This is a genomic window from Geodermatophilus sp. SYSU D00710 (genome assembly GCF_054050195.1).
In genome coordinates, this window is the sequence record NZ_JBJGYX010000003.1 from 73,174 (window position 1) to 97,270 (window position 24,097).

Sequence of the window (24,097 nt, forward strand, 5' to 3'; positions counted from 1 at the left end):
CACTCCTCGAGGGAGTGCGGTGGTTCGACTGAGGTCTCTTTCGGAGGGACGCAGGCCTGACTGCAGTCGGAGCGCAGGACAGCACGACGAGTGCCGCCGGACTTGAGGATGCGACGGTTGTGGAGGCGCCTCAGTCGCGTAGCAGCTTGACCACCTCGGGTGGGACGGAGAACCCGGTGGTCGGCTGGTAGCCCTTGACGTCGGGGTCGTACTGGGTGACGAGCAGTTCGTCTGCGTCCTCCGGCAGGTCGCCGCAGTCGCGCATCTTCTGAGCGATGCGAGTCGTGGGGCGCGTGAACCCGCGGAGCTTCCGCTTGGGCGAATAGCGCCCCAGCTCGTAGACCTCCCCCCTCGACACCGTTCCGCCGTTCTCCGCGGCCCGCCGGATGGCCTTGGCCTGAGCCGCTGCGCCGGCGGACGTCAGGGCGTCCAGTGCCTGCTCAAGCAGTTCGCGTGTCCAACCCGACGGCTCGACGTCCTCCGGAACCGGCCGTCCGGCTTCGTCCTGAAGCTCTGCGACCAGGGCCAGGAGTCGCTGTCGTAGATGCTCGGGCCAACCCGTGACATCGACGGCGATCTGAAGGACAGGACGAGGTAGACCCCGCACAGTGTCAGGCGAGCCGGTCAAGAAACTCTCCAAGGACTCGGAGCGACTTGAGACTGTTCCGCCAAGCTCTACAGGCGTATCAGCGGTACATGTGTACTTGTAGCGGTGTGGTGAGCTGACGGCAAGACCACCGAGTCAGGAAGGGACCTCGATGACACGAAGGGGTGAGGCTCAGCGGTGGTGGGTGCGCCTGTCCTCGAGCGCTCAGCGCTGCTCGCGAGGACGGTGCGACGATGCGTTCTCTCGTCGCCGTGACGGGTGAGAGGTCGAGCGGAGGAGCATGAGGCAACCGCAGGACGATGACGGACGGCTGCTTGTCGCCACGTTCGAAGTGGAAGCTCGGGATCCGTGGCTCGACCTGATCCTGCACAGCGCGGGCGGGGCGGGGCGCGCCGGTGGTGTCGCACGGAACAGGGACTATCCGCTCGCGCTTGAGGTCCTGCTGGGACGACTCCGCACGCTCGACGCCGTCCTGACGGACGCCGTCGTCGACTCGAAAGTGGTGGCCTCACTTCCTCCCGAGGAGCGCCGCCTGCGGCTGCAGGGAAGGGCCTATCCCGTAACCCTGCGCTCGGAGCCGGACATGGATGCGCTGCGTCGGACGATTACCCGGGCCCAAGGGCCCATCGGCCGCTCGCCGGCGGCCAAGCCGACGTCTCAAGGGAACGAGCGCAAACGGGTCCGGTTGAGCTTCCGGATCCCGGGCTTCGTCGCCAAGGACCGCGACGCGCACCGACTCGAGCTGGCGTTGGCAACCGCGAACGCCCGTGAGCAGAACGGTGCGACGCGCCACGGTGGGCAGGGACTCATGGTCGATACTGCTGTCCGGATCGCCGTTGAGCAGTTGGCCATGAGGCGGGCTACGCAGCACTACGAGTCCCAAGGGTGGGAAGTGGAGGACGTCTCCGCGAACAGGAGCTACGACCTTCACTGCCGGCGTGACGGCGAGGTGCGCCACGTGGAGGTCAAGGGGACCACGACAGCCGGCGACCATGTCCTGCTGACCCCGAACGAAGTCGCGCTCGCGGTGGCCAATCCTTCGAATGCAGCGCTGTATGTGGTCAGTGACATCCGGCTGGTATCAGAGCCCGGTCAGCCTGTATCGGCTTCAGGCGGCGTCCCCATGCTGCTCGACCCGTGGTCGCTGGACGTCGATCGGTTGTCACCGACCGGTTACAGCTATTCCTTGGACGGCTGAGTGGGCGACTGAACACCTGAGGCCTGGAACCCGCACGACCGCGCGTGCCTTGCCGTGTGCATGGACCTCCCGGGGTCACCTCGCGCCGAGGTGCTACGCGACTTGCCTGAGGAAGGCCGTCGTGGAGGTCGGCGGCTCATCCTGCTTCGTTCAAGTGGCTACGTGCTGCCGAACCGTTGTCAGGTGAGGTCGGCCTGGACGCAGCGAGGGCGCAGCGGACCGCTCGCCTCGTTGTGATGGACGAGCCTCTCAGGTGCCGGCGGGTCGGGGTTGTCACTGCTAGGAGGCAACCTAGGCTGCAGGCCGTTGCACGGAGGGAGCCGCGTGAGCCAGACGCAAGACGAGATCCGCACGCTCGACCTGTTTTCGGGTGCCGGGGGACTGAGCCTCGGGTTCGAGCTCGCTGGGCGCGGCTTCAAGCCGGTGCAGGCGGTGGAGATGGACAAGGCCGCCGCGGCGAGCTTCGAAAAGCACTTCAAGTGCCAGGTGCACGTCGGCCGAATCGAGCACCTCGCTAGATTTAAGGATGCTGACGTCATCATCGGCGGTCCGCCCTGCCAAGGTTTCTCTCCACTCGGGCGGGACCGTGACGAGGAGTCCCGTGCGGCACTCAACGAGCTCTGGCGTGAGTATCTCAGGGCCGTGAGAGAGGTCCAGCCTCGGGCGTTTATCATCGAAAACGTCCCACAGTTCAAGAAGTCGGCGCAGTACGTCCGCCTCACTGAGCTCATGAAGACGGACCCGGTGTTGAGTGAGTACGCCTTCAACGATGGTGTGGTCAACGCAGCTGACTACGGGGCTCCGCAGGTGCGCAAGCGGTGGGTCTTCATGGCCGTCCGGGGCCTCGACGAGGTGCCATTCCCGCCGGCACCGACGCACGGACCCGAGGGGTCGATGCTCGAGCCGTATATGACGGTCGAGAAGGCCTTCGAGGACCTGCCGACCGAGCCCACCTGCTCGGACGTCACCTGGGACGAAGGGCGAACGCGTCAGGACCTTCACTTCGGCCGGTTGAGGGTCCGCCCCACGTCTATAGAGCGCTACAAGGCCATCCCTGAGGGTGGTAACCGATTCGACCTGGCGAGAAAGCGGCCTGACATCACGCCGCCCTGCTGGCTGAGGAAGCCGACGGGTACGACTGACGGCATGGGGCGGCTCTGGTGGAATCGTCCGAGTGGGACCATCCGGACGGAGTTCTTCAAGCCGGAGAAGGGGCGCTTTCTCCATCCGACTGCCCACCGGCCCATCACTCACCGCGAAGCGGCCCGTCTGCAGTCCTTTCCAGACACATTCGCCTTTGAGGGGAACCGCAGCGAGATCGCTCGTCAGATCGGCAATGCCGTACCGCCGTTGCTCGGTAAGGCGCTCGCGGAGCATCTGCACCACCTTCTCGGGCTTGCCGTCACACCACGCGAGGAAGCTCAGCTGTCGGTCCGCGACGAGAGTGAGGCGATGGTGGAGGGTGAGGCGGTAGCAGTCGCGTGATCCGGCTGCTCGACCTCTTCGCCGGCGCCGGGGGTATGACACTCGGCTTCGTCCAAGCAGGCCTGGGTTTTCACCCGGTTCAGGCCGCGGAGCGCGACACCGTCGCTGCGCTGACCTACAGGAATGCCTTCGGCTGCCAAGTGACGGATGGGTCGGTCGGTCTCCTCGAGCATTTCGAGGGGACCGATGTCCTCCTCGGGAGGGTCTCGCAACCAAAGAGGTCCACCTCGTCGGCCGGCGCTGACAGGGAATTGCGATGCATGTTCGGCGAGCCATGGGAGCAATGCCTCGCAGTGGCACGTCGCACACGGCCAGTTGCCTTTGTGCTGGAGGGGTCGTCGCGCTTCTTCAAGTCCGGCCGGTTGATGCCGCTCATGGTTGCCATGGGGAGAGATGCCGTGCTGCGTGATTACGGGATTGCACTAGGCGTCCTCGAGGCAGCCCGTTACGGGGTCCCGCAGTTCCGCCAGCATGGCGTGCTCATAGCAGTCCGCGGCATGTCCGAGGTGCCCTGGCCGCCCCCTGCGACCCATGGCAAGCGATCGCCTCAGGTCAGGCCGCTTGTCACGGTTGCTGATGCTTTCGAAGGGCTGCCCCAAAATCCTGCAAAATCCGATCTGAGCCTTGGTTCCGACGGGTGGCAGGACCTCCATTTTACGACCTCGCTGCGGCTGATCGACCTTGAGCGCTATAAGGTCATCCCGCAGGGTGGGAACCGGTTCGATCTCGCTTACACGCGCCCTGACCTCACGCCTCGGGCGTGGCTCGAGAGCCCGACCGGGCGCGAGGATGTCTTGGGTCGCCTCTATTGGAACCGACCGAGCACGAAGATCACCAAGCGCTTCACCGACCCCGAGAAGGGGCGATTCCTCCACCCGATCGCGCATCGCCCCATCACTCATCGTGAGGCCGCCCGCCTGCAGTCCTTCCCGGACGACTTCCAGTTCACAGGAGACCGCCAGGACATCGCCAGGCAGATCGGCACTGCGATGCCGCCACTACTGGCGAGGGCCGTTGCGGAGCACCTGTACTCGGTACTTGAGTCTCGGGGCAGTGACTGAGGACCTTCCCACACGACCCCCGCCCAGCTCTCCGGGAGTGGCTGCCCGGATGAGCAGGCAGGCGCGCGCCGACACGGCTCCCGAGTTGGCGCTGCGACGACTCCTGCACAGCAGCGGCAAGCGCTACCGGGTCGGCTGGCCGGTACCGGGCATGCCGAGGCGCAAGCTCGACATCGCCTTCACCAAGGCGCACGTCGCGGTCAACGTCCACGGCTGCTTCTGGCACGGCTGCCCGGTCCATGCCACCTGGCCGTCCTCGAACGCCGCCTGGTGGCGGCAGAAGATCGAGAAGAACAGGCTCCGGGACGAGGAGACCCGTCATCATCTCGAGGACCTCGGCTGGACGGTCGTGGAGGTGTGGGAGCACGAGTCACCCGAGGAGGCCCTCGAGCGGGTGCTCGAAGTGCTGGGGAGGCAGCGTGACAAGGGGGCACGGCGAGTCGGCGGGCATGACTGTCGGTAACGCCGGCTAGCGTGAGGCGGTGCGGGGGGATGGCTTCACGTTGCTCGACTTGTTCGCCGGCTGCGGGGGGATGACCCGGGGGTTCCTCGACCAGGGGAGCTTCACGAGTGTTGGTGCTGTGGAGATCGACCGGGCGGCGGCCGCCACCTACGCAGCCAACTTCGACCCGACGGGGGAGCACACCCACGCCGGGGACATCGTCGGATACACCGACGTCCCGCGCGTCGACCTCGTCATCGGCGGGCCCCCGTGTCAGGGCTTCTCCGCCCTCGGCAAACGCGACCCCACGGACGTGCGCAACCAGCTGTGGCGCGAGTTCGTGAGGGTCGTCCGTGAGTCCGACGCGCGGATGTTCGTCTTCGAGAACGTCGACCGGTTCGCCAAGACCCCGGAGTTCCAGCTGCTCCGGCAGGCCGCGAGTGAGGACGGTGAGCTCGCCGACTTCAACACCCAGGTTTTCCGACTCAACGCCGCGGACTACGGCACCCCACAGAGGCGCATCCGCACCATCGTCGTCGGCTCGCGGATCGGTCCGGTCAACGGACCGCAGCAGACGCACGCGAAGACGCCGGTCGGGGACCTAGGACGGTGGATCAGCCTGAGGGAGGCGTTTCTCGAGGGGCCGGTCGTCCTGCAGCCCCGCGTCCGCGAGACATGGCTTCCCGAGAGCAGCGTCCCGTTCCAGGGACACGAGGTCCCGGGGACCTTCAAGCTCCGGGACCTGCACGTCACGCAGAACCACGCCTTGATTTCCGAGATCCGCTACGCGCACATCGCGCCAGGCCAGGGGCGATTCGATTTGCCCGAGGAATTCCAGTACCCCTGCTGGCGGCGGCACACCCGAGGAGCGGGCGACGTCCTCGGCCGGCTGCGCTGGGACGAGCCCGCGGTGACGATCCGCACCGAGTTCTTCCGGCCCGAGAAGGGGCGCTTCCTGCACCCGCAGTGGGAGAACGGCGGCGAGCAGGTCAATCGGGCGCTCACCCACGCGGAGGCGGCGGTCGTCCAGGGCTTCGACGACCGCCACGGCTGGTGTGGCACCAAGGCGGAGATCGCCCGGCAGATCGGCAACGCCGTTCCACCACCGCTGGCCCGCGCCGTTGCCGAGACGGTGGCGCCGCGACTAAGCCAGCATGAGGGATAGAAATCCGCGTTCTCGTCCTGGAGAGACCCCCGGGGACGCCTCTCTAGGACGAGGAGCCCCGGAACGAGAGCACCTTGCTCCGGTGAAAGCGGCTACAGACGCACGGCCGAGCGAAGATCGCTGAAGAAACCCCCCTCAGGGTCCTCGGGCGTGCCGAACAGCAGCCCGCGGTCGAGCAGGACGTTCTGCTCCTCGCAGGACGTCTCGGGTACGAGGACGCAGGCGTGACACGCCGCGAGGTTCAACCCGTCTGTGCCGGTGCCCGTCGACTCGATGCAGACGGGATCGGAGGAGCACCACCGCAGGCGGTGCAGCCCCTCGAGCACCACGCTGCCGAGCTTGTCCGACTCGGCCTGGGCGGCCAGTCCGCCGAGACTTCCCGCGGAGTCCGACGTGGCGGTGTAGAGGAGCACCCCAGCCATGGCCTCGTCGACAAACAGGCGCTCCCGGATCGAAGCGGCGGGGTAGCCGGCGTCCAGGGCCAGCTGGTCGATGAGCACGTGCGCGAACGTGTGGACCATGACCTGGGCGATGTCGATCTGGCGGGCTACAGGCAGACGCGCCGCTCGAGCCGTCCTGTCCGCAGCGGCCTGCAGCAACTTTCGCCGGCGCTGGGCGAAGGGGCTGGAAGCCCAGCCCTTCACATCGTCCGGTCGAAGCTGAAGGAACACGCCCTCACCGATGACCTGGATGGCGGGCAGCCAGTTGAGCTTCTCCGGGCTCAGCGAACACAACCGCGGGTCGGAAGGATCGGACGCCGCGGACAGGCGGGAGAAGCCGTACAGCGCGCGCACCTCCCGCAGACGGGTCACCTTGCGGACCGCGAGTACGTGCTCGGCGAGCTCGTCGGGAACAGGACGGACGAGGCACACGAAGTCCGAGCCGTCGTGGTCTTCGACCCGTCCGTCGAGGAGCGCGCGGTACTCGTCGCGACGGAGCGAGGTCTCCGTCACCGCCTCCTCGGTGTCCTCCTCGTGGCGACGACGGGCCTCGCGGACGATCTCCTCCGCGGTGAACCGTCCGTTGCTCTTCATGACAAGACCCTCGATCAACCACGCGGTCGTGAGCGCCTGCGGGTTCTTGAGCATCCCCCACTCGCGGTCCACGAAGCGGGCCAGCGCCTCCGAGAAGGGCGGGATCGAGATGGCGGACCGCACGGCGGGGAACCAGACGTTCGAGGCGCCACGCTGCAGCGTTCGAGGTACCTCGGTGCAGTCCTCCGCTGCCCCCGCGCCCATCCACGGACGCTCACCGCGGCAGCGCGTCACACCGGCCAAGGCCCCCTGGTCGAAGGACCCGTCCAGCCCGACAGGTGGGACCCCGCAGCTGCACTCGACGACCAGGTCGGCGAGCGAGGACGTGCGGCCCTTGCTCCGCAGGGTCAGCCGGTGCTGCCCGTCCGCGCGCTGCCCCGAACCGGAGTGGACCCACGCGAAGTACGGGAACTCGCCGATGTGCCCCTTGGGACACGCGACGATCAACCGGGACGGGGAGAGGGGCGCGGACGGCTTGCACAGGTTGCAGACCGCCTGGTTCCAGGGGGACTGGAAGTCGGTCAGGTTGCCGATCCGTCGGCAGTCGGGGCAGATCTGTGTCCTCGGGAACCGGATGACGGGTACGTCCCGATGCCCCCCGGCCGGCGGCATCTTCAAGGCGCTGACACCGAGGGAACGGGCCAAGCGGGGCTCGCTCGCCGGTTCCGCCTTCTCCGGGTCCCAGTCCTGGAGCCCCGCGATCATGTAACTGGTGTTCTCCGACGGGAAGAGACCGCCGACGCCAAAGGTCGAGATCAACTGGCTCCGACGTGTCTTCGGCTTCGAGCTCATCGCTGCCTCCCGTGCGCGACCTGGAAGAGGGTGCTCTCCGCGTCGACGTCGCGGAGACTCTGCAACGTCGGCCAGGGCACCTGCCCCTGCTCGAAGTCCGGGATGTCCGGATTGACCAGCATGTCGGCCGGGTCGACGAGCAGAGCTGCTTCCCAGTTGTTCTTGTTCATGTACGTCAGGCCCGGCTTCGCTCTGGCCGCGTCCAACCAGGCCTGTACGAGACCGGCGAGCTGGTGCTCGGTCTCGGGTCCGTCGTTCGAACAGGCGTGCGCTCGGTCGGCGATGATCGCTGCGGCCCGCTCGAGCTTCGCCTCCTGACCGTCGACGAGGCCGGCCCCGTTGTTGGGCGCCAGGTCGTTGAACAGCAACCGGACGACCGCGGTGAGGACCCCGTGCAGTCCGCGGTCCCGTGCGCGGGCCGCGAACGGGGTGGCACTGGTCGCCTCGACGGACCGGTAGATCGACTGGTGGAAGGGCGTGAAGTCCTCGAAGTGGGACCGGTCTCTCGACCTCGCCGCGTTGAACATGGTGACGACCAGGCCGGGGTGCTTGCGTCCCACCCGACTCGTCGCCTGGATGTACTCGGCGCTGGACTGGGGCTGGCCCATCACGGCCATCAGTCCGAGCCGGTCCACGTCCAGCCCCACCGAGATCATGTTGGTGGCGAGGACGACGTCATCGGCCCCGGCGTCGGGACGGGGGACCTCCAGGTGCTTCAACCGCTCCGGGATCTCGCGGGGGCCCACCCTGCTGGTCAGTTCGGACAGTTGGCGCACCCGACGCGGCTCGGTCCCGAACTGGCCGGCCAGGAACCCGAGGCGTGTCCGGACGTCGTCCTGCACCTGGAGATGTGCGGAACCGAGGACACGGAGGCTCCCGAAGTAGCCGAGCAGCGTCCAGTACGGATCCCGAGTGGCCTCGTCCGCCGGCAGGTCCTGCGCACTCTGCAGCAGCGAGGCGTAGACGCGGATCATGAGGGACTGGTGGCTCGTGCCCGGTGCCATGACCCCGACGTACTTCCGCGAGCCGAGCTCGTCCGAGGTGGCCGGCTCGGCGAAGAAGGAGTGATCCGGGTTCAGTCCCGGCGGTGGGAACTGGGCCGCGGTCCGGTTGAAGACCGCGGTCACCTGTTCGCCGGCCCGACGGATCGTCGCGGTGGAGGCGATCACCTTCGGACGACCACGGAACGGGAGGGTGGGGTCGAGGAAGTCCGCCGCGCAGGCGGCCTCGACGGCCGTCTCGTACAGCCCGACCATCGATCCGAGCGGTCCGGAGATCAGGTGCAGTTCGTCCTGGATGATCAGCGTCGGCCGGTACCCGCCGTCGCGACCGAACAGGGCTCCAACCTTGCCGGACCACGCCATCCGCGCGAATTTGTCGACCGTGCCGATGAGGAGCTCGGGGCGTTCACGGTAGACGTCCTCGTCCACCACGTGCACGGGTAGGCCGTTCGCGAAGTCGCACCCCCGCATCCCGCACGCGATGCGCAGGTGCCGGTCGGGTCTGTCCGCCACCGCGTACTCGTCCGGCCCGAGGGTGCTGCCGCACCACGGGCACTGGAGCAGCTGCATCGGGTTGCCCTTCTCGACGTCGTGCCCGCGCCGGAGCTTGCCCAGGCTCCGGCGCGCCTCGTCGAGGTCGTTGGGGGTGGCGTCGCTGCCGACCCAGAGCCCGATGGAGAACGGCCGGCTCCCCAGTTCCGGCGTCCTCCGACGCAGGGACTCGAGCGAGCAGAGCAGCATGGAGGCGCGCTCGAACTGCTGGATGGTCAGGAGGCGGAGCGTGTACCGCATGATGACCGCGACGCCGCTCGCCGCCTCGTCGGCCAGCCGCCGACGGACGACGGTGTACGCGATCAGTCCTAGGTACGCCTCGGTCTTGCCGCCTCCGGTGGGAAACCAGAGCAGGTCCAGGATCGCGCGGTCGTCGTGCTCAGGGTCGTCGAGGCCGGGCAGGTTCAGGAGGATGAAGGCCAGCTGGAAGGGGCGCCAGACCTGGTCGACACCCTCCTCTGGCTCGCCCTTCGCCCCGTCCCGGATCCAGTCCTGACGGGCGCGCTGTACTTGCATCGCCTCGTTCATGAAGCGGAAGGAGCGCATCGCGGCGGGCGTGTCGGCCAGGTGGTCGATGCCGGCCTCGATGCGGCCCGCTGCGATCCGTGCCTGCTCGACGTGCCGTTCCGCCACTGGCCGGAGTGTCTCGTCGACACCGGACTCCGCGGTGCGGATCTCCTGCTCCTTCTCGACGATCCAGGCTCGGTAGTCCGACACGATCGAGCGGAGGCTCGCCAGGACCGAGGCGTCGTCGGCGCTCTTCAGGAAGGACATGCGCAGATCCGCCGCGGGGACCTCGCGCGGCTTGGCGCGGAGGAGTTCGTGCTGCGGGAGGAAGGTGGTACGGACCGCGCTCGTCCACGAGTCGCCTCCTGGGTCGTCCCACGCGGCGGCGCAACCGTGACCGGAGGCGAACGTGTACGCCCTCCGGTAGAGGAGGGCTCCGGTGTCGAGGTCCTCGTCGAGGCCCACGGACGAGGCCGAGCTGCGGTCGACGATGGCCGGCGTCGCGGTCGTCGCCTGCACCGACACCTGGAACCAGCTGAACGAGTCCTTCGGGCCCGATGCCGCCTCCCGCACGTTGACGAGAGCGGCCGTCACGGTCACCAGTCCGTCCGCCGGAGGACGAACGAGGGTGTACAGCTCGAGCCCTTCCGTCAGCGGATGGCGGAGGGGCTTGGCCTCCCCGAGGGACAGGGTGACGGTGGGCAGGTCGGGCACGGACCGGATCCAGCGGTCCTGCTGCTTGCGGCGAGCGCGCGAGCGTTGGCCCTCCGTGGGCTCGGTGTCCTGCGGCTCCTGGGGAAGGTACCGAGCCGCCCCCGCCGTGAGCGTGACCTGATCCGTCTCGCGGGCGTCGACGGTGAAGGTGATGCCGGCCGACGACGGATAGCGCATGCGCGCCTGGGAGACCGGGGTGTCCGCCGACTGACCGGCGTCCTCGCTGCCGCCGTCGACGGTGTCGTCCGGTACCTCCTCCTGCGCGCCGCTGTCCTGCGGCCACAGGACCCCGGCGATGTACCGGTCCAGCGGCGACTCGGTGAGGACCTCGTCCTCACCGCCGCCCGGGCCGATGAGGTCGTCGTGGAGCCGGCTCACCATCTTGTCGCGGAAGGCGTACTTGTCCGCCAGGGAACTCATGCAGCGATCACTCCTGTTCCTCGTCTCGCCACGCGGGGCGGGCGAGTCCTGTGAGTCGAGGGACCAACCACAGGCCACTGCCAGGGAGGCCTGCGGCGCGTGAGAGGTCCGGTTCGCCCGCCACCGTCTCCACCGACGTCACGGCCATGTCGCGGATGTGGCGGGGCCAGTCCTGCCCGTGCCGTCGGCGGCCGAAGACCCTGACCAGGTCGGTCCCGAACTGCTCGGACGTCCGTCCGATGACCGTGCCGTCGGCCTTCAGCCGCAGTTCGTAGCGCGGACACTCCACCGGCGTCCCCTTCTCGAGGACTCCGTCCACCTCCGCCCCCGGCAGGTGGGGGTCGGCCAGGCGGGCCTGACCCTTGACGCCGCTCCTCGACTCGTCCGTGGCGGGCCGGATCACGTCGACGTCTCTCGAGGTGACCTCCATGGCCCAAGGCCACCGGCCGTTCCTCCTGAGCGTGTACGCCGCCCACCGCCCGGACCAGTGGTGGGAGATCCGCCGCGCCGACGAGGGAGCCTGGCAGCGGAGCAGCTCGTCCCGGGCACGGGACAAGGCCACGAACTGGGTTCGTACCTCCGCCCACGTGTCCTCGTCGTCGTGCCTGTACGACGGATCGACGACGAAGACCCGGTCGAACTCGAGCCCCTTGGCACGGTGGATCGTCGACACCACGACAGCCGCTTCGTCACGGGTGACGAGCTCCTGCGGCAGTGCCTGGTTCCGCAGGGCTCGCCGTAGTCCACTGAGTCGGAGCTGAGTGCGGTTGTGCCCGTCGCGTTCTGCCGTCTTGAGTGCCACCCAGGCGTCGTCGTGGTCGATCTCGATCGCAGCGCATGCCAGCCGTTCGAACACCTCGTCGCGGTCCAGGACCGAGTTGTCGACGTCGCCCAAGGCCCGGGCGATCCAGGCGGCGGCGCCGACGTCCTCCAGGGGGCGGCGAAGCACGTGCCGTACCGAGTGCTCGCGGAGCGCTCGAGCGACGGCGAGCGCGTCGCCGTTGGCCCGGCAGAGCACCGCGGTGGTCGCGGGAGGCCGGTCGACCAGGTTGGTCACGTTCTCCACGGGGCCCACGTCGATCAGGTCGTCGACGAAGTCCATCAGGAGGTCCTCGGGAGCCGGGTCCTCAGCAGGGACGGCACGCAGGAGGTTCCCGAGATCGACGATGGCCCGGGGGTCGCGTCCTCGTGCGCGGTAGTCCACCTCGAGCTCGACCTTGCGGGCGCCGAAGTCCTCCGCGAGCCGTGTCATGAGGTCGTGCGACGTCGTCTGTGTCTTCGAGTTGTCGAGCTGCCAGTCGTAGATCGCCTGCAGCGGATCGCCCAGGGCCGTGAAGCCACACTCCGGATCCAGGCGCCCCAATACGGCTGCGGCGAACTCCGCTCGGTCGCCGACGAGGTCCTGGACCTCGTCGAGCAGCAGGTGACGCAGCATGTCGGTCTGGGGCAGGGAGATCCGCCGGAGGACGTCCGTGGCCGCGCGGATACGGGCGTCGAATCCCCGGATCTCCGAGGGGTCCTCGCCGGCCTCGACCAGCAGCTGACTCGCGAAGGAGTCGAACGTGCTGATCCCGACCGCTGCGCCGGTCTTCGCCCGGACACGGCGGTCGGCCGCCGCGACGGCCGCCCGGGAGAACGTGAGGACGAGGACCTCGTCGACGGGCTGCAGGCCGTGATCGGCCACCAGCGCGTCGATGCGGGCCGCCACGACCTCGGTCTTGCCGCGTCCTGCGCCTGCGATCACGAGCAGTCGTTCGTCAGGGTCGGCTTCGACGACCGCGAGCTGGCTGTCGTCGAGGTCGACGGTCACGACGTCTGCCGCCACATCTTGTCGAAGTGGTGGAAGGCGAGCTGTTCGCCGAAGGCGTCGATGTTGTCCTGGACGTTCACGATCAGGACCTCTTCAGAACCACCGTTGCGTGGCCCGCGCAGACCCCGACCGATCATCTGCTGGTACCGGTTCGGGCTGAAGGTGGGGCGAGCGACGTAGACGGCCCCCACCCGAGGGGCGTCGAACCCCTGCGACAGCACGTTGTAGTTCGTCAGCACCCTGATCTCGCCGGACTGGAACTGGCGTACACGCGAACGTCGCTCCGCAACCGGGGTGAACGCGGAGACCGACGCCGCCGGCACTCCTTCGTTGTCCAGGACCGCAGCCAGCATCTCGGCGTGCTGCACGGACGCGGCGAACACGAGCGCGGTGACGTCAGGATCAAGACCGAGCAGGGAGTCCAGGATCCGGGAGTTGCGCTGTTCGTCCATGGCGACCTGGCGCATGTCGATCCGGGACTCGAGCAGGGCGAAGCCGTCGTTGTCCATGTGATCGCCGGGGACCCTGAGCGGAGTCAGCTCGATGCCGTCCAGGACCTCGTGGCGGACCCGGGCCAGGATGCCCAACTCCTGCAGGTAGGTGTGCGGGTGCGCTTCACCGAACAGTCCGTCCGTCAGCAGGTTCTTGTCGTAGCGGTTGACGAGCTGCTGCGTCTGCTCCTCGTTCTTGTTCCGGTACGGAGTCGCGGAGAGCCCGAGGACCGGCCGCTCCCGCTGGCGGGTGCCACGCCCGAGCCAGTTGAAGAGGGCGGTGTACGTCTTGGAGATCGACGTGTGCGCCTCGTCGACGACCACGATCGAGGCGTCCTTGAGCCAGTCGTGACGCCCCTGCGTCGACACCGACAGGAGCTTGTCGTCGGTGGCGACCACGACCTGGGCGCCCTTGTCGGCACGGGACGCGTCGTTGGACCCCCAGAGACGGTTGATCGTCAGCTCGGTCTCGTGCGCGCCGACCGCCCGCCAGACGTAGGACCACGTCTCGACGGCCTGCTCGCACAGCTCGTAGCTCTGCGCGATCCACACCACCAGCGCCGTCGGGGCTTCCTCCCGCAGGTGGTCGATCACCGCCTCGACGGCCACCCGCGTCTTCCCGGATCCGGTGGGTAGGGCGACGAGTCCGCGAGACGGGCCCTCGCCACGCAGGAGTCGACGGACGCGCCGGATGCTCTCCGCCTGGTAGTCGTGCAGCTTCGGCAACCGCACGGGCCCGTGGATCGTCTCGGACGCAGGTCGCCGGTCCTCCTGCGTCCCGGCGAACTCGGCCGGCAGTCCCAGCTCCTTCGTGAACGTGGAGGCCACCGCGCCCCCGTTGAGGCGACTCGGGACGGTCAGTCCGCGGGCCTCGATCGCGGGTCCCAACTTGCGCAGGATCTGCGTGCCGGCCGACGTCGTGGCCATCTTCGCGATCTCCGTCGCGTTCAGACGGCGACCTCGCCGCGCCTGCGCGACGTCGATCGCCTGCGCCGGGACCAGCTTCCGGAGTTCCTCCTCGCCGGCGAGGGCGAGCAGCTTCTCCTCGACGGACCTTGCGGAGCGGACGCTGCGGGCGACCGTACTGGTCTCCTTCCGCCGCCCGATCTCCAGGGTCTGCTGGAGTCCGCGCTCGTCCAGTCCCAGGCGGTACTCGGCGTTGACAGCGGAGAGCAGCTCGTCGGGCGTGAGGTCGTCCCTGAAGTAGAAGGTCTCGCCGTCGACGACGTGGCGCCGGTCGGTAACCGATCGGGGGCCTCCGTCCTCGGCGACGACCTCGATGGCGAGCTCCCGACAGGGGAGCAACTGGTACGACGGCGGCACCGTCGGTGCGGTGACCCGCAACCCGGGGAACCGGTCGACCACGGGGACGGGATCGCCCGAAGGGGCGGGGAGCACCGTCCTGCGGAGCATGGCTCGCGCGTCACCGAGTTCCCAGAAGGTGCGCAGCGCCTCGACGTCTCGGTCCGTGTCGACGAGCACGACGTCGGTGGAGTCCTTCAGCAGCGAGTACGCGACGGGATCGTCGGTGACCACCACGTCGGCCGACGGCGCGTTGCCGATCCCGGCGGCGTGCTCGACCCGCAGGGACGGCGGTCGTGGACAACCAGCACGTGCGGCGGCGGCGAGGAGGCGATGCGCCTTCGGGAGTCCGAGAGCGTCCTGGGCCACTGCGAGGAAGCGCGCCCACCAGTCACCGTCGAGGGAACGCCGGAGATCGAGTGCCGCCAGACCCGTGGCGTTCATCCCCACGGGAACCGGCAGGAGGTCCGACGAGACGTCGTCCACCGGAGCGACCGCGTCCGTCACCGGACACGGACCGAGCGGGGTGTCGACCATGCCGTGCCGACGTATCCACCAGATGCCGGGGTTGGTGACGGCGAGGGGCTCGATGCCGCCCCGGCTCTCGGAGTAGGCGGTCCAGCTCTGCGTCGCGAGGGCCACCACCTCGCGCGTCATGGCGATGCGAGCAGGTGCGGAGAGACGGGGGAGCAGGTCCAGGTGCACCGCCATCGGGCCGGGGCGCACCTGGACCGACGCCGGCGACGCACGGAAGCCCCGGGCTTCGGCTGCTGCCACGAACGTCGACCTGGCGTCCTCGAGCCAGGCGCGGAACCAAGGCTCGTCCACCGGACGCGAGGCCAGCCGGGGCGCCGAGACGGCTCCCAGCTTCGCGAGCACCTGGTGATCGGCGGCGTGGAACCGCACGTCCACCGCGTGGTCGGCGTCGCGTGATCCATCCACCGGGACGACGGTGCCGGGCAGGAGGCACTCACCGATCGCGGCCGGCTTCGCGGCCATCGTCCTGACCGGCGTGCGTCCGGGCCCGAACCCCGACTCGAGGACCCGCGCCGCCTCGTCGACGGGGAGTTGCCGGACGAGGGTCCACAAGCGGGCGACATCGAGGCCCTTGACCTGCCCGTCGGCCATGCGCGCGATGTGCGACGTCAGCCGGCCGACGGCGTCCAGCGGACGGATCCCCAGTCGGCTCAGGGCTGCCGCGGTCTCGGGGTCCCGAGCGAGCTCCGGGTGGACGAACCCGGCCTCCGACGGTGTCTCGTCGAGGTCCGGCATGAACAACTTGCCGGTGACGGGCGGCGCGAGCTGGCCGTCGGCACACAGCACCGCCTTCGCGCGGCGTACCGCGGTCAGCTGGTCGGCGTCGCCCATGTTGATCAGGTCGGCGAGCTGCACGGCGACCATCGATCCCCGCTCCCCGGACCGTGCGAGGGCCTCCAGCCACTGCTCGGTCGTCGACTCTGCGACCCGAGCCATCTCGTACAGCCGCGTCGCCTTCGCCCGCCGCTCTGTTCCCTTGTCGACGGACGGGTGGATCCAGTCGACCGGGCCGTTCTCGACGCTCGCCCACATGGAGGACCAGCGGCTGCGATCGGCGAGGAAACGAGGGCTGAGGTTCACGTCGGAGACGCGACGGGGCACACCGGTCATGTCGGGGATGCAGGGGGCGGTGGCGACCGCGCGCATGACCGGCTCGTTCAGGGCGTCGTCGGCCCAGGACCGGGCCTCGCGGCCACGTGCGGGCAGGATCTCGAGGATGCTGCAGGGATCGCCGCCTTCGACGAGGTCACCGAAGTTCTCGGCGACCATCCAGGGCAGGACCTGCTCGAGGATCTCCCGGTTGTAGGGCCCGTCGAGGATGTCGTGGCGGTCCTCGGTCGTCTTGAACGGCGCGTTGACCACGCCCGACAGCGTCGTGCGGGAGTTCGTCGGGAAGAACGCCCAGAACTGTCCGGCCTGGGCACGCCCCTTGTCGGGCACCGCCCAGACCACGTCGATCCTGTCCCGACCGGCGATCTCACCGGCATCCGTACGCGCCGCCGGCGAGGGACGGTGTTCCCGCCGGAAGACACGCCACCCCTCGGATCCGCTCGAGCCCTCGAGCTGTACGCGTGATCCTTCACGGCGGGCCGTCCACCCCCGCCGCTGTCCCGTGACCCTGTCGTCGAGGTCGAGCTGCACCACGTGTCGGGTGAAGAGCAGGAACTCGGCGGGGAACTTGCGCAGCTCGTCGGACAGCCAGTCGACGTCGGGCTTCAGTGGCAGACGCACCACCGTGGTGGCCCACTCCATGAGCTCGCGGAGCACCGGATCCCCGGCGGCGGCTGCCCCGGTGTCGATCGGCTCCGCCAAGCGGAGCACCGGAGTCCGCTTGGCCGACGGGACAACCTCCAGGATGCGACGTCGCGCCTGCGCCCGGTCGAAGCGCAGCGAGCCGGACCGACTGAAGATCTCCGGGGTGTCGCTGAGCCCGAGGACGGACTTGAACCCGAGTCCGAAACGACCGATCTGATCGCTGCGCTTCGTCGACAGGTGGGAGGCCATGAGGGCCGCGACCCCCGAGGCGGCGAGCGGCCGGCCCTGGTTGGCGCAGTACAGGGCCGAGCCGGTCAGGACGACCGAGATCCGCCCAGGGCTCGAGATCATGGCGTCCGCGCCATTCTGGAGCAGCTCGTGCAACTGCTTGCGGCCGTACCCGCCCTCGACGTTCGAGATCTCGATGCCGGCGTCCTGCTCGACGAGGTTGGGCTTGGCGCGGTACGCAGCCAGGCACTGACTCGCTTCGGTGATGACCGCCCGGCCGACCTCGCCGTCGGCGCCGGCCCAGTGTTCGCTGCTCACGACTGCCTCACTCGTCCCCGTTGACAACGCCGGCGGACGGTAGGGCAGTGGTCCGACAGCTCTGAGCGATCCGGCCACTCAGTGTTCGTGGCCCCGTTCGGACGGTAAGGCGAGGCGACCCCAGACTCCAGCGTTTCGAGACGCAACCTCATCGTTGTGGGGAGGTTGCGGCAGATGGTGCGTCGGCACATCCCAGGCGTCGCTGCACCGTCTCCTCGGCGCGGTGGCACCCGGATGGAGGGACGACCGGGTGTCATGTCAGAGCCCCTTGAGCCGGGGGCCTCGCCGGATCCGTCCGCGGGCTTCTGCTGATCTTCGCCCGCGGCAATTGGAGTCGCCTTGATCAGGACCTGTCCCGTCTGCTTCTCCGCGGACGACGTCAGCTATCAGCGCCTGCCGGACCGGCAGGTGGCCTACTTCTGCGCCGGACGGCACCCTGACGGCAAGTCTCACGAGTGGGTGCGGCCGCTGGACGCATCGACCGGCTCGTGGACGGCCGCAGAGGGAGTGACCGACGAGTTGCTCGAGCCGATGCTCAGCTGCGTGTCGCCCGACGACCCGCTGCTCGAGTTCGGCGTCGTCGAGTACCGCTTCCGACAGCGCTATCCCGACCTCTTCCGTGCCCACGTCGCCGAGCGCGGCCACGTCCTCGTCGGCAGGACGCAGACGACAGCCTCTGCGGTCCGCTTCGGTGTGGCCCTCGGCAGGTTGGCTCGCGCCGGCGACCTGGCGTACGTCTACGGACCTGCGACCGGTGCCTGGAGCTACAACGGCCGGGTTGCCTACTGGAGCCGTCCGCCCGCCGAAGGGCGCGCGATGCTCTCGTGGGAGCAGTTCTGCGTCTCAGAGGGGCGGCCTGCGGAGTGGACCGACGAGGACAGGGCGCTTCTGGGTTGAGGGCATCGCGCCCCCGACCGCATCTACCCCGCTGGACGCTGCGACGCTCACCCGGTCCATCCGAGCACGTGCCAGCGGTGCCGGCCCGAGAACCACCGCCCTGTCACCTTGGACCGGCGGTAGCTCCCCAGGTAGCCGAGCGGTGCCACGGTGACGTGTACGCGCCAGGAGCGGCCATCCCGTCGAGCTGGCAGGGCGCTGCCGAGTCGAGCGAGGTCGGCGTACCAGCCGGCATACCGGTGCAGCACGAGACTCGCTTCCCGGTGGGGTGCGTCAGGCGGGTCATGCATGATCCGTGCCGTCGGATTGCCCGGCTCGCCGTCCGAGCCGAGGAGATGGACCTTCGCATGCCAGGCCAAGTGCAACGGGTCGCCACCGCCGGTGAATACGTAGCTGTGAGCGCTGGCCAGGTGCTGCCCGGGCTTGGTCCCTTCAGGACCGAGCAGCGTGCCGGTGTGGATAGCGACGTCGTGGCCCAGTTCCGACAAGGCTGAGGTACGGAGTTCCCAGTCCGCCAGTACGCGCGCCTCGGCTCCCCACCAGCGGGCCAGCACGCTCACGGGGATGTCATCGGCGGGGCGTCCCGCCGCCATCCACCGCTGCACCCCGACGGCCGGACGGGCCCAGCCCAGGACACCGAACGTCAGGGTCAGTAGAGGAGCCCAATAGGCGATACGTCGATCGAACAAGTCCGCATCGCACTCATGAGGTCTTGGTACCGGTGGTGGTTGGGTCGGACCTCCAGGGTCGGTGAGCATTCGCCACAGGCGCGGCACCTCCCACGTCCACTCCCCGCAATCGCCGGGGAGCTTCTCTGAGACAGGTGTGCGGTCTTCGTCGTGGTGGGCCACTTCTTGTCCGTTCCTACTGGTCAATGTCCGGTCATCCGTCGAGGTCGTCGATCACCAGCCGGGATACCGCTCCCACCACCAGGTCTCCGGGTCGTCGCCGAATTGGACGACCCCAGCCGCGGTATGCGCCGTCGTGTCGCTGGGTGCCTCGATCAGCTCACGCACGATGTCCTGCGCCAACACGTCTGCCACCCACGCCAACTCGAGTCGGCTGACCGCTTCGGCGGGTAGCGCGTCTGGCCCGTGGCAGGCACCCAACAAGGCCCCGACCGTGGCCGTTGTCCCAGCCGTCCCGTGCTCGGCGGCGAAGCTCAGCGCTTTGATCACCTGCCGGCGGTCGGGGAAGGCCGAGACGACGTAAAGGGCATCCAGGAGCGCCGGCAAGGCTGCCTGCCGCTTCCGAAGGCGATGGGGATCAGGCCCGTTGTCCGCCGCCTGGATCCCCGCGACCACGGCCGCCTTGTAGTCCTGAATCAGCGGATGAGGTCGCTGGGCGTCCGCCACTGCACGGAGACCGTCGTCCGTCGCCGCATGGACATCGCCGGTCTTGAGCGCCTCGGCGACGAACAGAACGGCGTCAGCAGCGGGCAGGTGACCGGTGGGCGCCCCGTGCGTCAAGGCGGCCACGTCCTGAGCCAGCTCGTGCAAGCGCAGCCATCTGGGGCCCATGAGCGCCACCGGCAGGGTGCGAACGAGGCCGTGGTAGCCGGCGCTGTTCGTCGTCGGGGCGTCCCGGCGTCCGTAATCCTTCTGCTTGAGCGCAGCGATGGTTGCGGGCGCCGAGCCTCTGCGCTCACCCATCACGGGCACCTCGGAAAGCAGGCCATCCGGCCAGGTAGGTGCCCCTGAGCGCCATGGGGCGGCGGCCCCGTCCGGGAGTACGCCTTGCCTCCAGGCCCACCGGACCAATGAGTGCCAGACGACGGCGACGGGATTGCAGACGCCCTTGGCGCGGCCACGGATTAGCGCACGGATCAGACCTTCGACGGTCGTGCAGGTGAGCTGGCCGGCCACCGTGCTGGGCAACGGCGAGGTCCCGACCGGCACCTGCCCTCTGAGTCCTCCGAGTGAGTCCCCGAGGACCAAGCCCAGTATCAGCCCCCGTGCCTTCCGGACATCCATCACTGCCGGCGTGGGATTCAAGTCAGCGCCTCCTCGACCGTCGGTTCTGGCTTGCATTGGCGGTGACGCACGGCTGCCGTGACTGCCAGTGACGCCTGCCTGGTCTCATGCCGCGGGATCGAAGGGGCGCTCATGAGCAGCGGCAGAGCCCCATGACGCTGGGCCGCATCCCACAGGATTGGCACAGAGGCGTCTCGTGCACGGTCCGGCTTGTCTGTGCGGCCGCGGTCACCTTGATCACCAGAGCTGGCTTCGTGCTCTTGGCAACACGTCCGTCCCGTGTATGCGACCGCCCACGGCGAGTCAGCACTTCGGCGACCTGGGCCTTGTCGACGTCGACCCCACGCGCCTGCAGGAGAGCGGCGAGTCTCCTGTGACCCATCGTCGGGTTGGCGTGTGCAGCACGGCGGATCTCCGACGCCAGCTTCCGAGTGACCCGGCTCGTGTCGGGCGCGCGCCTACGGGTGCGGGCTGACGCGAGGGGCCGCCCCAGGACGGCCGCGACCTGGGACGGGGAGACCGGAGTTCCGGCCCTCGTGAGCGAGCCTGCGAGGCTCGCGACATCTGCCCGGGGATCGACGCGAGCGGCGGCCAGGATCTTCTTGCGCACCGACTTGTGGACCGAGACCGAGGTGCTCCGCGCCGATGCCGTTCCGCCACCCTGTCCAGTCCTTCCGGCGGCGGCGCTCCGGCCATCGCGAGCCCGGGATCTCGACGTCCGGGCCGTCTTGGCGCCAAGCCCCGCGTCGCGGCGAACCGACCGGGTGGTCAACAGCCCCGACGACTGGAGGTCCCAGGGGGCCTGCCATTCGACGACCTCGTCGTCGGGGACGTCGTCGGGTAGCTGCCGCGCGTGGTCGGCGTACCACTCCCCGATCGACCGGGCCATGTGTCCTCCTCCGAGACGCTGGGGTCCGGAGATGATCACAAGGGTGTGACAAGGGCGACAGCTCTCCGCGTCCACGCTCGGAGCGTCGCCCGAGTGGGTGAGGTGCGGTCTGTCAGGGGCGACGGGTCGGTAGCTCCGTCGGCACGTCCCCGCGGTCGACTCCGGCCGCAGCCAGCAGCTCATCGACCGCCCGCCGCAGGGCCGCGGTGATCGAGTGACTCGGCAGCCGCTGCGCGACCGCCCGCTCGACGCTCGTGTAGTACCAGAGCAACTCCTCGCGGGAGGCGTTGAAGGTCGACCAGAAGTCCTGCCCGTAGCGGCGGACGTCGGCGGCGATGCAGAGCCCGTTGTGCGTCTTGTCCGCCGCGGTCACCAGCAGGGCGTCGAGGGGCTTGGTGCTCAGCCCGGCGACGTACGGCTCCTTGCGCTCCGCCCACGTCCCGCTGCGGTTGCCGTCGGCGTCCAGCCCGTCCGAGCACGCCCGCACGATCTCGGCGACGTCGTCGCCGAAGCGCTCACGGATCTCGGCCAGGACCGTGCCGCCAGTGCCCTTCGGCGCGTCCTCGACGGCGTCGTGCAGCAGCCCGGCGATCGCCTGGTCCTCGGTGCCGCCGTGCTCGAGCACGAGCGCACTGACGCTCATCAGGTGCGTCATGTAGGGCACCCGCGAGCCCTTGCGCAGCTGCTTGCGATGGTGCTCCGCTGCGTACGCCAGAGCCTCGTCGTACCGGGTCGACAGCGGGCCGCTGCCCATGGTCTTGCGTTCCTCGATCGTCGTCATCCGTCTCGTCCTCTCATCGCTCGGCCACGGCCGTGTCGACCGTCGCCACTTCGTCGTCGTTCGTGGAGCCGCCCGGATGGCGGCCGTCTGGCTGTCGGGGTCGTCGCCCTGGGCTGCCCGATCACGTCCGGTGGCCAGTAGCGCACGCTCCCCATGTCATCGGTATCCGGCACACGGGTGACGGCCGATCACGTCCACGTGCAGTGCGCGGTCCCGCCGACGACCACCGGCCACCTGGCCCACGTCCACGGCGCTCAGGCGCACGAGAAGCACACGCCGCTCGGGGAGAGCGGGTAGTGGTGGACGGGACAGATCTTCTCCGGCCGCCGCGACGCCGACCTCGCGCTGCCGCTGTGACTCGACATCGGCCCCGCGGCCTTCCAGTCGTAGGAAGCGAGCGCCCAGCCGGTCACCTCGCTCGGATGCGCGGCCAGGACGTCAGCGCTGACACGCAGGTAGACGGTCGACTCCCTGTCCTGGAGCGTCGCGCCCTCGATCTGCAGTGCGGCGGTGCCCGCTTTCTCGGGCGGCAACGCGATGGAGACGCGGTTGCGGTGCAGGTAGACGGCGATCTCCGACAGTGGTGGGGCCAGGCTGACGTAGTCGTCACGCCGGCCGGCGTCGACGGACCGCTGGCCTGCGATCGCCAGGGCGAGCGCCCTGATCACCGCGGCGGGGGCCAGGTCGTCGAGGTGCTCCTGCAGCGTGCTCACGCGTCCTCCTCGTCGGTACGGCGGTCGCGGCGGTCGACCAGCCGGTGCAGCGCCGCGGTGAAGCTCTCGTTCCACAGGCCGAGGTGCGGCCAGCGCTCGCGGACGTACGCCGTGGCCTCCTCGACGCCCATGCCGTTCTCGCGGATCAGCCAGGCGCGCAGGATGAACCCGGTGCGCGACGCCCCGCCGTGGCAGTGCACGAGGACGCGGTGCCCCTCCTCGCGCAGCGCGACCATGTCGCCGAGGACGTCGTCCAGCAGGCCGTCGAGGCCGGGATTCTGGTCGTCGTCGGTCAGGTGGACCATCCGGTTCACCTTGTGGGGGAAGGGCTCGCCGAGCCGGCAGAGCGAGACGACAGCGAAGTCCTCGTCGGCGTACCGGGCGCCGTCCAGGTCGGCGGCCCAGAGGCCGGCCTCGACCTCGGTCGGGCCGAGCCGCTGTGTGGGGCCCGGGTCGAACGTGACCAGCGGGCCGCCGTCGAGGGCCGCGGCCAGCTCCTGCAGCCCGGCCGGCCGCCACACTCTGTCTCCGTGGCCGGGGACGGTGCCGTGCACGACCGTCGCCCAGCGCGCCGGGATGCCGGTGATCCCGTACACGGCCCCGGCGAGGCCACCGGCGACGCACGCCACGGTGTCGGTGTCGCCGCCGAGGTCGATGACCAGCCGCATGACCTCGGCGAAGTCCTTGCCGTGCCGGAGCGCCCAGAGCGCCTGGCCGAGGGTCGGCCACACGGCGCCGTTGGACTCGGTCGCCTTCCGCGGCGTCCAGTCCTCCGCGAGGACGGCGGACCACCTGCCGCGGTGCTCCTCCGCGACCAGCTCCAGGGCGTCGGGGACGGCGGCCAGCGGATCACCGCCCCTCAGCGCCACGCGCATGAGCTCGTGGAACACGGCGCAGCCCTCGCCGGCCGACGGGTCGCCGTGCGTCAGTGCCGAGATGCGCCGGGCGGCGTCCACGGTGGCCTCCGTGCCGAACCGGGAGAACCAGATGGCCGCCGGCGTCGTCCGCATGAGCGACCCGTTGCCGGCCGCGCGACCGGTCCGCGCGAAGTGCGTCGCCGCGGCCTGGTCCCACGGCAGACCCGAGTCGAGGACGGCCCGGGTCTGGATGCCGACGTCCGGCGGGCCGGCCGCGGCCCAGGCGCGGAACCGGTCGAAGACGTCGGCCTCGTCGAGCCCGCCGTGGTCGACCAGCGAGGTGGCGACGAGCAGCGCCATCTGGGTGTCGTCGGTGAACTCGCCGGGCTCCCATCCGAGCGACCCACCGCCGCACATCTCCGTCGCCGCGCCGCGGGCGGGCACGGGAAAGCGCGTCGAGAACGCGTGGGGCCGACCGAACTCGAACGGCGCGCCGAGAGCATCGCCGACAGTCGAGCCGACGAGGGCGCCGGCGACACGGTGCCGGCGGGAGAGGGGAGCGGTCATC

The 24,097-nt window shown here is 69.4% G+C and carries 16 protein-coding genes; 6 read left to right on the top strand and 10 right to left on the bottom strand.

Annotation, left to right across the window (positions count from 1 at the left end):
- Window positions 1–130 precede the first annotated feature (130 nt).
- Window positions 131–265, bottom strand: coding sequence for a hypothetical protein (locus tag ACI78U_RS02265; protein WP_456873665.1), 135 nt, complete (start codon window positions 263–265; stop codon window positions 131–133).
- 622 nt (window positions 266–887) lie between these two features.
- Between ACI78U_RS02265 and ACI78U_RS02270 the strand changes: the two genes are divergently transcribed.
- From ACI78U_RS02270 to ACI78U_RS02290, 5 genes are all read left to right on the top strand, one after another.
- On the top strand, window positions 888–1,805 hold the full coding sequence (locus ACI78U_RS02270) for a DUF3883 domain-containing protein (RefSeq protein ID WP_456873666.1): 918 nt from the start codon (window positions 888–890) through the stop codon (window positions 1,803–1,805).
- Between the two features lie 324 nt (window positions 1,806–2,129).
- Window positions 2,130–3,290 (top strand): DNA cytosine methyltransferase, encoded by a 1,161-nt coding sequence (locus ACI78U_RS02275; RefSeq protein ID WP_456873667.1) that lies wholly within the window; start codon window positions 2,130–2,132, stop codon window positions 3,288–3,290.
- Window positions 3,287–4,351, top strand: a complete 1,065-nt coding sequence (locus ACI78U_RS02280; protein ID WP_456873668.1) for a DNA cytosine methyltransferase — start codon at window positions 3,287–3,289, stop codon at window positions 4,349–4,351. The genes ACI78U_RS02275 and ACI78U_RS02280 overlap by 4 nt, the downstream gene beginning before the upstream one ends.
- A gap of 49 nt (window positions 4,352–4,400) precedes the next feature.
- Window positions 4,401–4,814, top strand: a complete 414-nt coding sequence (locus tag ACI78U_RS02285) for a very short patch repair endonuclease (protein ID WP_456873669.1) — start codon at window positions 4,401–4,403, stop codon at window positions 4,812–4,814.
- Window positions 4,815–4,833: 19 nt separating this feature from the next.
- A complete protein-coding gene (locus ACI78U_RS02290) occupies window positions 4,834–5,958 on the top strand; it encodes a DNA cytosine methyltransferase (RefSeq protein WP_456873670.1) in 1,125 nt (374 codons plus the stop codon).
- 92 nt (window positions 5,959–6,050) lie between these two features.
- Here the strand turns inward: ACI78U_RS02290 and drmB are convergent, their stop codons facing one another.
- Genes drmB through ACI78U_RS02310 form a run of 4 tightly spaced genes read right to left on the bottom strand, consistent with a single transcriptional unit; the run spans window position 6,051 to window position 17,419 of the window.
- Window positions 6,051–7,784: a DrmB family protein gene (gene drmB / locus ACI78U_RS02295; protein WP_456873671.1), complete on the bottom strand. Its 1,734-nt coding sequence runs from the start codon at window positions 7,782–7,784 to the stop codon at window positions 6,051–6,053.
- Window positions 7,781–10,978, bottom strand: a complete 3,198-nt coding sequence (locus ACI78U_RS02300; RefSeq protein ID WP_456873672.1) for a helicase-related protein — start codon at window positions 10,976–10,978, stop codon at window positions 7,781–7,783. Before ACI78U_RS02300 ends, drmB begins: the two co-directional genes overlap by 4 nt.
- A 7-nt stretch (window positions 10,979–10,985) precedes the next feature.
- Window positions 10,986–12,788, bottom strand: coding sequence for a UvrD-helicase domain-containing protein (locus ACI78U_RS02305; RefSeq protein ID WP_456873673.1), 1,803 nt, complete (start codon window positions 12,786–12,788; stop codon window positions 10,986–10,988).
- Window positions 12,785–17,419 carry a DEAD/DEAH box helicase gene (locus ACI78U_RS02310; RefSeq protein WP_456873674.1) on the bottom strand — a complete coding sequence of 1,545 codons (4,635 nt, stop codon included), beginning with the start codon at window positions 17,417–17,419 and terminating at the stop codon, window positions 12,785–12,787. The genes ACI78U_RS02305 and ACI78U_RS02310 overlap by 4 nt, the downstream gene beginning before the upstream one ends.
- A gap of 339 nt (window positions 17,420–17,758) precedes the next feature.
- On the opposite strand from ACI78U_RS02310, the gene ACI78U_RS02315 reads away from it, so the two are divergent.
- A complete protein-coding gene (locus ACI78U_RS02315; protein WP_456873675.1) occupies window positions 17,759–18,316 on the top strand; it encodes a hypothetical protein in 558 nt (185 codons plus the stop codon).
- Window positions 18,317–18,363: 47 nt separating this feature from the next.
- Here ACI78U_RS02315 and ACI78U_RS02320 read toward each other — a convergent pair whose 3' ends face one another.
- The 5 genes from ACI78U_RS02320 to ACI78U_RS02340 form a co-directional block, all read right to left on the bottom strand.
- Window positions 18,364–18,876, bottom strand: coding sequence for a hypothetical protein (locus ACI78U_RS02320; RefSeq protein WP_456873676.1), 513 nt, complete (start codon window positions 18,874–18,876; stop codon window positions 18,364–18,366).
- 342 nt (window positions 18,877–19,218) lie between these two features.
- Window positions 19,219–20,346: an ADP-ribosylglycohydrolase family protein gene (locus ACI78U_RS02325; RefSeq protein WP_456873677.1), complete on the bottom strand. Its 1,128-nt coding sequence runs from the start codon at window positions 20,344–20,346 to the stop codon at window positions 19,219–19,221.
- A gap of 944 nt (window positions 20,347–21,290) precedes the next feature.
- Window positions 21,291–21,959: an HD domain-containing protein gene (locus ACI78U_RS02330; protein ID WP_456873678.1), complete on the bottom strand. Its 669-nt coding sequence runs from the start codon at window positions 21,957–21,959 to the stop codon at window positions 21,291–21,293.
- A gap of 254 nt (window positions 21,960–22,213) precedes the next feature.
- Window positions 22,214–22,672 (bottom strand): hypothetical protein, encoded by a 459-nt coding sequence (locus ACI78U_RS02335; RefSeq protein WP_456873679.1) that lies wholly within the window; start codon window positions 22,670–22,672, stop codon window positions 22,214–22,216.
- Window positions 22,669–24,096, bottom strand: coding sequence for an ADP-ribosylglycohydrolase family protein (locus tag ACI78U_RS02340; RefSeq protein WP_456873680.1), 1,428 nt, complete (start codon window positions 24,094–24,096; stop codon window positions 22,669–22,671). The genes ACI78U_RS02335 and ACI78U_RS02340 overlap by 4 nt, the downstream gene beginning before the upstream one ends.
- Window position 24,097: the final 1 nt, after the last annotated feature.

Coding starts and splice junctions, on each gene's coding strand:
- ACI78U_RS02265 (WP_456873665.1), bottom strand. CDS start 265: ATGCGCGACTGCGGCGACCTGCCGGAGGACGCAGACGAACTGCTCGTC.
- ACI78U_RS02340 (WP_456873680.1), bottom strand. CDS start 24,096: ATGACCGCTCCCCTCTCCCGCCGGCACCGTGTCGCCGGCGCCCTCGTC.
- ACI78U_RS02270 (WP_456873666.1), top strand. CDS start 888: ATGAGGCAACCGCAGGACGATGACGGACGGCTGCTTGTCGCCACGTTC.
- ACI78U_RS02325 (WP_456873677.1), bottom strand. CDS start 20,346: ATGCAAGCCAGAACCGACGGTCGAGGAGGCGCTGACTTGAATCCCACG.
- ACI78U_RS02285 (WP_456873669.1), top strand. CDS start 4,401: ATGAGCAGGCAGGCGCGCGCCGACACGGCTCCCGAGTTGGCGCTGCGA.
- ACI78U_RS02330 (WP_456873678.1), bottom strand. CDS start 21,959: ATGACGACGATCGAGGAACGCAAGACCATGGGCAGCGGCCCGCTGTCG.
- drmB (WP_456873671.1), bottom strand. CDS start 7,784: ATGAGCTCGAAGCCGAAGACACGTCGGAGCCAGTTGATCTCGACCTTT.
- ACI78U_RS02300 (WP_456873672.1), bottom strand. CDS start 10,978: ATGAGTTCCCTGGCGGACAAGTACGCCTTCCGCGACAAGATGGTGAGC.